We start from the raw sequence: 6,156 nt of genomic DNA, 5'->3' as shown, positions 1-6,156 counted from the left end.
TCCTCAAAATATCGCAGCTTAAAAAAATGAGCCGATTTTTATAGTCAACGAAAAAAAAGAAGGCGCATCGGGTATTACGACACACCTTCTTTTTTATTACCGTGGATTGGATTTTTAATATTGTCTTTCCAGAATCCATGCATCCTGGAAGTTTGGAGCGTATTTTGCTTTGATTGCATCGCGGCTGTCCGCAGCATCGGCTTTGTCATTGAAACTGGCGACGATCACACGAAGCATACCTTGTTCGTTTTCTCCCAAAACAGCGTTATATCCGTCGTTCTGCATACGTTCTTTCAAAGCGTAAGCATTTGTTTTGTTCTTGAAACTGCCGATAACGACACTGTAACGTTTCAGTCTGCTTGCATCTTCACCTTGTGCAGCATTAATTCTTTCTGCGCGTGTACTGACGTTGGAAGTTCTCGGTTTAGAAACCGGAGTTACCTCTTCAACTACTTCCTCTTCTTCGACCACCTCGACCGGAGCTGTCGATTCTTTTTCTTTTGCTTGTTCGTAAGCAGCCTTATACGCACTCTGTTTAGGTTTACAAGAACCTAATGCTAAAACCATACATATGGAGGCTCCAAATAACCAAATCTTATTCATACTGTTCAGTTCTTAAATTAATGGGACAAAGATATAAATTATATTTTGTACTTTCGTGCCCAAAACACAATATATTATAAACTACATGAATAAATCTATCGGAACAATGGTTATGGCAACATCCTTATTATTTGGAGCTTGTAGTGGGGATGGAAAAACGTGCGATCGTGCGACCCAACAGAAAGGAAACACGGAAAATGTGATCGGGCGTTCGGATATTAAAGTCAAAGACGGACGGATGACGCCGGAAGTGCTTTGGGCAATGGGACGTATCGGGGGGATGAATGTATCTCCGGACGGACAGAAAGTAGTGTATACTGTAGCCTACTACAGCGTACCGGAAAACAGAAGTAATCGTGAAGTGTTTGTTATGAATGCAGACGGGACGGACAATAAGCAGATTACAAAAACGTCTTATTCCGAAAATGAAGCTGTTTGGATTAAAGGTGGAAAAAAAATCGCTTTCCTTTGCAATGAAAGTGGCAGCAGCCAGCTTTGGGAAATGAATCCGGATGGAAGCGACCGCAGACAGCTCTCTGAATATGAAGGGGATATTGAAGGTTTCGCCTTCTCTCCCGATGAGAAGAAAGTCCTGTTTATTTCACAGGTAAAGACAGTCAAAAGTACGGCAGATAAATATCCCGACCTGGATAAGGCTACTGGTATTATTGTCACAGACCTGATGTATAAACATTGGGATGAATGGGTAACAACAGCCCCGCATCCTTTTGTTGCTGATTTTGATGGTAAGGCAATCAGTAACCCTGTCGATATTATGGAAGGCGAACCGTTTGAAAGCCCGATGAAACCATTCGGAGGAATTGAGCAGTTGGCATGGAATACTACATCGGACAAGATTGCTTACACGAGTCGTAAAAAGACCGGAAAGGAATATGCGTTGTCCACCAATTCGGATATTTATGTGTATGACCTGAATACGAAAAAGACGGCCAATATCAGTGAAGGTATTATGGGGTATGACACGAATCCCCAATACTCTCCCGATGGCAAGTTCATCGCATGGCAGAGCATGGAGCGTGACGGTTATGAGTCAGACCAGAACCGCTTGATGGTCATGAACTTGGAAACAGGTGAAAAGATATTCGCCAGCAAGGATTTTGATTCCAACGTAGACGGGTTCGTTTGGAGTGCAGATGCAAAGGCTCTTTACTTTACGGGGGTATGGCATGGTGAGTCCCAAGTATATAAGATCGATCTGACGGATAGCAATAAAATCACGCCGCTTACTTCCGGAATGTACGATTATGCCGGTGTGGCTTTGTTGGGTGAACATAAGCTGATCGTGCAGCGCCATTCTTTGAGCATGGGAGATGAAATCTATTCGATCGATTTGGCTGATAATAATAAAATAGCCCAGTTGACAACAGAGAACAAGCATATCTATGATCAGTTGACAATCGGTAAGGTGGAAGGTCGTTGGATGAAAACGACAGATGGTAAACAGATGCTTACCTGGGTGATTTATCCTCCTCATTTCGATCCGAATAAGAAATATCCTACCTTGTTATTCTGCGAAGGTGGTCCTCAAAGCCCGGTAAGCCAATTCTGGTCTTACCGTTGGAATATGCAGATTATGGCTGCTAACGACTATATCGTGGTTGCCCCGAACCGCCGTGGCCTTCCCGGTTTCGGTATGGAGTGGAACGAACAGGTCAGCGGCGACTATGGAGGCCAGTGCATGAAAGACTATTTTACGGCTATTGACGAGATGGCGAAAGAGTCGTTTGTCGATAAGGATCGTCTGGGTTGTGTGGGAGCGAGCTTCGGAGGCTTCTCCGTTTATTGGTTGGCTGGTCACCACAACAAACGTTTCAAAGCCTTTATTGCACATGACGGTATTTTCAATATGGAAATGCAGTATCTGGAAACAGAAGAAATGTGGTTTGCTAATTGGGATATGGGTGGTGCTTACTGGGAAAAACAGAATGCGACGGCACAACGTACATTTGCCAATTCCCCGCACTTGTTTGTCGATAAATGGGATACACCGATTCTCTGCATCCACGGTGAAAAGGATTATCGAATTTTGGCTAACCAGGGTATGGCGGCGTTTAATGCAGCTGTCCTTCGAGGTGTTCCGGCCGAGTTGTTGATCTATCCCGACGAAAACCATTGGGTGCTGAAACCTCAGAATGGCGTGCTTTGGCAGCGTACATTCTTCGAATGGCTGGATATGTGGTTGAAGAAATAAGGATTTATTCATAAAAGAGAAAACGCCGTTCCGAATAGTCTGGGACGGCGTTTCTTTATTTATACTAAGCAATTGTGATTCCCGGGTCCAGATATACATCCTGTATGGTGTGCAGCAGCTCTACACCGTCTTTCATCGGACGTTGGAACGCTTTTCGCCCGCTGATCAGTCCCATACCGCCTGCCCGCTTATTGACGACAGCCGTGTAGACCGCATCTTTCAAGTCGGAAGCTCCGTGAGATTCACCACCAGAGTTGATGAGGCCGACACGTCCCATGTAGTTGTTGGCAACCTGGTAGCGACAGAGGTCAATCGGGTGTTCTGTAGCTAGTTCGGTGTACATCTTTTGGTCGATTTTGCCAAATTTGACAGCTGTGAATCCTCCGTTGTTTTCCGGTAGCTTCTGCTTTATGATATCTGCTTTGATCGTAACACCCAAATGGTTGGCTTGGCCTGTCAGGTCGGCTGCGGCATGATAGTCAACACCGTCTTTTTTGAATTCACTGTTGCGCAAGTAACACCATAAGATGGTGGCCATTCCTAGCTCGTGCGCATATTCAAAAGCCTCTGACACTTCGACCAACTGTCTTCTACTTTCTTCCGAACCGAAGTAGATGGTAGCGCCTACGGCTGCAGCTCCCATGTCCCAGGCTTCTTTTACGGAGCCGAACATGATCTGGTTGTATGAATTGGGATAAGTCAGTAATTCGTTATGATTCAGTTTGACCACAAACGGTATCTTATGCGCATATTTACGTGCTATGGAACCTAAGATTCCGAACGTAGAGGCTACTCCGTTACATCCTCCTTCAATAGCCAACCTGACGATGTTTTCCGGATCGAAATAGATCGGGTTCGGAGCGAAGGAAGCTCCCGCCGTATGTTCGATATCTTGGTCCACAGGCAGTATTGAGACGTATCCCGTATTTGCCAACCGTCCGCTTCCTAACAGGCGTTGCAGGTTGTTTAATGTTTGGATATTTCTATCCGAGCCGATCCATATACTGTCGATGACAGACGGTGAAGGAATGTGTATAAGTGATTTATCGATCGTTTTACAAGTGTGTCCCAACAGGAATTCGCTTTGTTCGCCCAGTAGGCTGATAATCTTTGAAGTGTCCATATTTATGAAAGTTTTTTAATATAACATGGGCCGTAAAGGATAGGTTTCATAGTTTTTATCAATTAACAGATAGAATAAATTTATGAGTTTTTGTAGGGCTTGTTTTAGAATGTTTCCCTACATTTGCAAAGAACAAATAACGAGTGTTACAACTATTTTAGATTATACAACCAATAAAAATTTACAAAGATGAAAAAAAAATGGATTTGCACAGTATGCGGTTATGTACACGAAGGTGATGAAGCTCCTGAATTCTGTCCTCAATGCAAGCAGCCGAAGAGTAAATTTAAAGAAATGGTAGAAACTACCGGTGCATTGACTTTTGCCGATGAACATGTGATCGGTGTTGCTAAAGGTTGTGATGAAGAAATGATTAAAGATTTGAACGCGCATTTCATGGGTGAATGTACTGAAGTCGGTATGTATTTGGCTATGAGTCGCCAAGCTGACCGTGAAGGTTATCCTGAAGTAGCAGAAGCATTCAAACGCTATGCTTGGGAAGAAGCTGAACACGCTGCTAAGTTTGCCGAACTGCTGGGTGATGTTGTTTGGGACACAAAAACAAACTTGGAGAAACGTAAAGACGCTGAATGCGGTGCTTGCGAAGATAAGAAACGTATTGCTACTCGTGCAAAACAATTAAACTTGGATGCTATCCACGACACAGTTCACGAAATGTGTAAGGACGAAGCTCGCCACGGTAAAGGATTTGAAGGTTTATACAACCGTTATTTCAAATAATTCGCAAATTCGTTAACAAAGGAAGGGCATTCTTTTAGGAGAGTGCCCTTTTTATTGGAAAAAAATGCTTTTGAGGGGACAACGAATTTAAATTTTCCCTACATTTGTACTCGCAAACGACGACCTAAGGAAAGCTGCCAGAGTGGTCGAATGGGCCGCACTCGAAATGCGGTGTACGGGTAACTGTACCGGGGGTTCGAATCCCTCGCTTTCCGCAGAAAAGAGGATGTGTCCACCAAATATCATGACACACCCTCTTTTTCTATGTCATCACTGATTTAGTGCCGATATGGAACTGACAACTTCACACATACAGTTTATCAAAGAACATGCAACAGACGATTTAACCCGCCTGTTGCTTTCCGCTGCCAAGTATCCCGGAATGGATATTCCCTTTTTAGTCGATCAGATTGCTGTCCGAAGGCAGATCCGGGAGAAGTTGCCGTCGTGGTTTGAGAACGGACAATTGGTTTTTCCGGCTAAGATTGCGGCGGAACAGTGTTCATCTGAACAGACAGCAGCTTATAAACAGGAACTGATTGGTGAAAGTTGGACTATTTGCGACCTGACGGGAGGACTGGGAATCGATAGCTATTTTCTTTCCCGCAAGGCGAAACATTTGACTTATATAGAACGTTTTCCTGTTTATTGTGAAGCCGCGAAACATAATTTTTCTGTCTTGGAGGCCAACAATATAACGATCATAAATGCTGATGCCGCCCAAGTTGTTGATACCCTTCCGGAGGTCGATGCTTTCTATATCGATCCTGCACGCCGAGGAGAATCTAACAAGCGGGTTTTTGCTTTGCAGGATTGTGAACCTAACCTGCCCGGACTGTTGCCGGCGCTTCTGAAACGTTCCCCGCATGTCATTGCAAAGCTTTCGCCGATGGCAGATATACAAATGACTTTGGAGCTGTTGCCGGGGACGACATCCGTGCATGTCCTTTCGGTTAGGAACGAATGCAAGGAACTGCTTTTTGTGGTGGAACGAGAGGCGGATGGCAGAGAACCGTTAGTCCGGTGCATCAATTTCGGACTGGATGGAATGCAATCTTTCTCTTTTACATTAGAAGAGGAACGTAGCGCCGTATTGGTTCCTGCCGGTCAGGTAGGTACATATTTGTATGAACCGAATGCCTCGGTTTTAAAAGCCGGCGCATTTAAGCAGATTGCCGTCCGGACGGGAGTGAAGAAGTTGCAGGTGAACAGCCATCTATATACAGCGGACCATTTAGTTTCCGACTTTCCCGGTCGCAGATTCCGAGTGGATGAAGTGCTGTCTTTTACCGGAAAACTCTGTAAAGGACTATCAAAGACAATCCCCCAAGCAAATATAACCGTGCGTAATTTTCCTCTCTCCGTAGAAGAACTGCGTAAGCGGACGAAGATCACCGACGGAGGCCACGTCTATCTCTTTGCAACCACCTTGGTGGATGGAGAAAAGGTGCTGGTCAAGTGTTCCAAAGCCTGATCG

At 44.7% G+C, this 6,156-nt stretch carries 5 protein-coding genes and 1 tRNA gene; 4 read left to right on the top strand and 2 right to left on the bottom strand.

Annotated elements, in window-relative coordinates; translation table 11 throughout:
• Nucleotides 1-114 precede the first annotated feature (114 nt).
• The gene (locus BHV83_RS20905; RefSeq protein ID WP_005640233.1) at nucleotides 115-603 is read right to left on the bottom strand and encodes an SPOR domain-containing protein; all 489 of its coding nucleotides are present in this window, start codon (nucleotides 601-603) and stop codon (nucleotides 115-117) included.
• Nucleotides 604-688: 85 nt separating this feature from the next.
• Here BHV83_RS20905 and dpp5 point away from each other — a divergent pair, with 85 nt between their 5' ends.
• A complete protein-coding gene (gene dpp5 / locus BHV83_RS20900; protein ID WP_005640234.1) occupies nucleotides 689-2,815 on the top strand; it encodes a dipeptidyl-peptidase Dpp5 in 2,127 nt (708 codons plus the stop codon).
• A 64-nt stretch (nucleotides 2,816-2,879) separates the two neighbouring features.
• Here dpp5 and BHV83_RS20895 read toward each other — a convergent pair whose 3' ends face one another.
• Nucleotides 2,880-3,938 (bottom strand): class I fructose-bisphosphate aldolase, encoded by a 1,059-nt coding sequence (locus BHV83_RS20895; RefSeq protein WP_005640235.1) that lies wholly within the window; start codon nucleotides 3,936-3,938, stop codon nucleotides 2,880-2,882.
• Nucleotides 3,939-4,127: 189 nt separating this feature from the next.
• On the opposite strand from BHV83_RS20895, the gene BHV83_RS20890 reads away from it, so the two are divergent.
• From BHV83_RS20890 to BHV83_RS20880, 3 genes are all read left to right on the top strand, one after another.
• Nucleotides 4,128-4,679, top strand: coding sequence for an NADH peroxidase (locus tag BHV83_RS20890; protein ID WP_005640236.1), 552 nt, complete (start codon nucleotides 4,128-4,130; stop codon nucleotides 4,677-4,679).
• A 128-nt stretch (nucleotides 4,680-4,807) separates the two neighbouring features.
• Nucleotides 4,808-4,894, top strand: a tRNA-Ser gene (locus BHV83_RS20885).
• Nucleotides 4,895-4,968: 74 nt separating this feature from the next.
• Nucleotides 4,969-6,153, top strand: a complete 1,185-nt coding sequence (locus BHV83_RS20880) for a class I SAM-dependent methyltransferase (protein ID WP_046451427.1) — start codon at nucleotides 4,969-4,971, stop codon at nucleotides 6,151-6,153.
• Nucleotides 6,154-6,156: the final 3 nt, after the last annotated feature.

This window comes from Parabacteroides sp. merdae-related_45_40, from assembly GCF_001915675.1.
Note: the sequence above shows the minus strand (reverse complement) of the source record. Positions and strands in the feature narration are given on the sequence as shown.

Excerpts from the sequence above, each read along its gene's own strand:
- BHV83_RS20905 (WP_005640233.1), bottom strand. The coding sequence starts at position 603 with ATGAATAAGATTTGGTTATTTGGAGCCTCCATATGTATGGTTTTAGCA.
- BHV83_RS20895 (WP_005640235.1), bottom strand. The coding sequence starts at position 3,938 with ATGGACACTTCAAAGATTATCAGCCTACTGGGCGAACAAAGCGAATTC.
- BHV83_RS20880 (WP_046451427.1), top strand. The coding sequence starts at position 4,969 with ATGGAACTGACAACTTCACACATACAGTTTATCAAAGAACATGCAACA.
- dpp5 (WP_005640234.1), top strand. The coding sequence starts at position 689 with ATGAATAAATCTATCGGAACAATGGTTATGGCAACATCCTTATTATTT.
- BHV83_RS20890 (WP_005640236.1), top strand. The coding sequence starts at position 4,128 with ATGAAAAAAAAATGGATTTGCACAGTATGCGGTTATGTACACGAAGGT.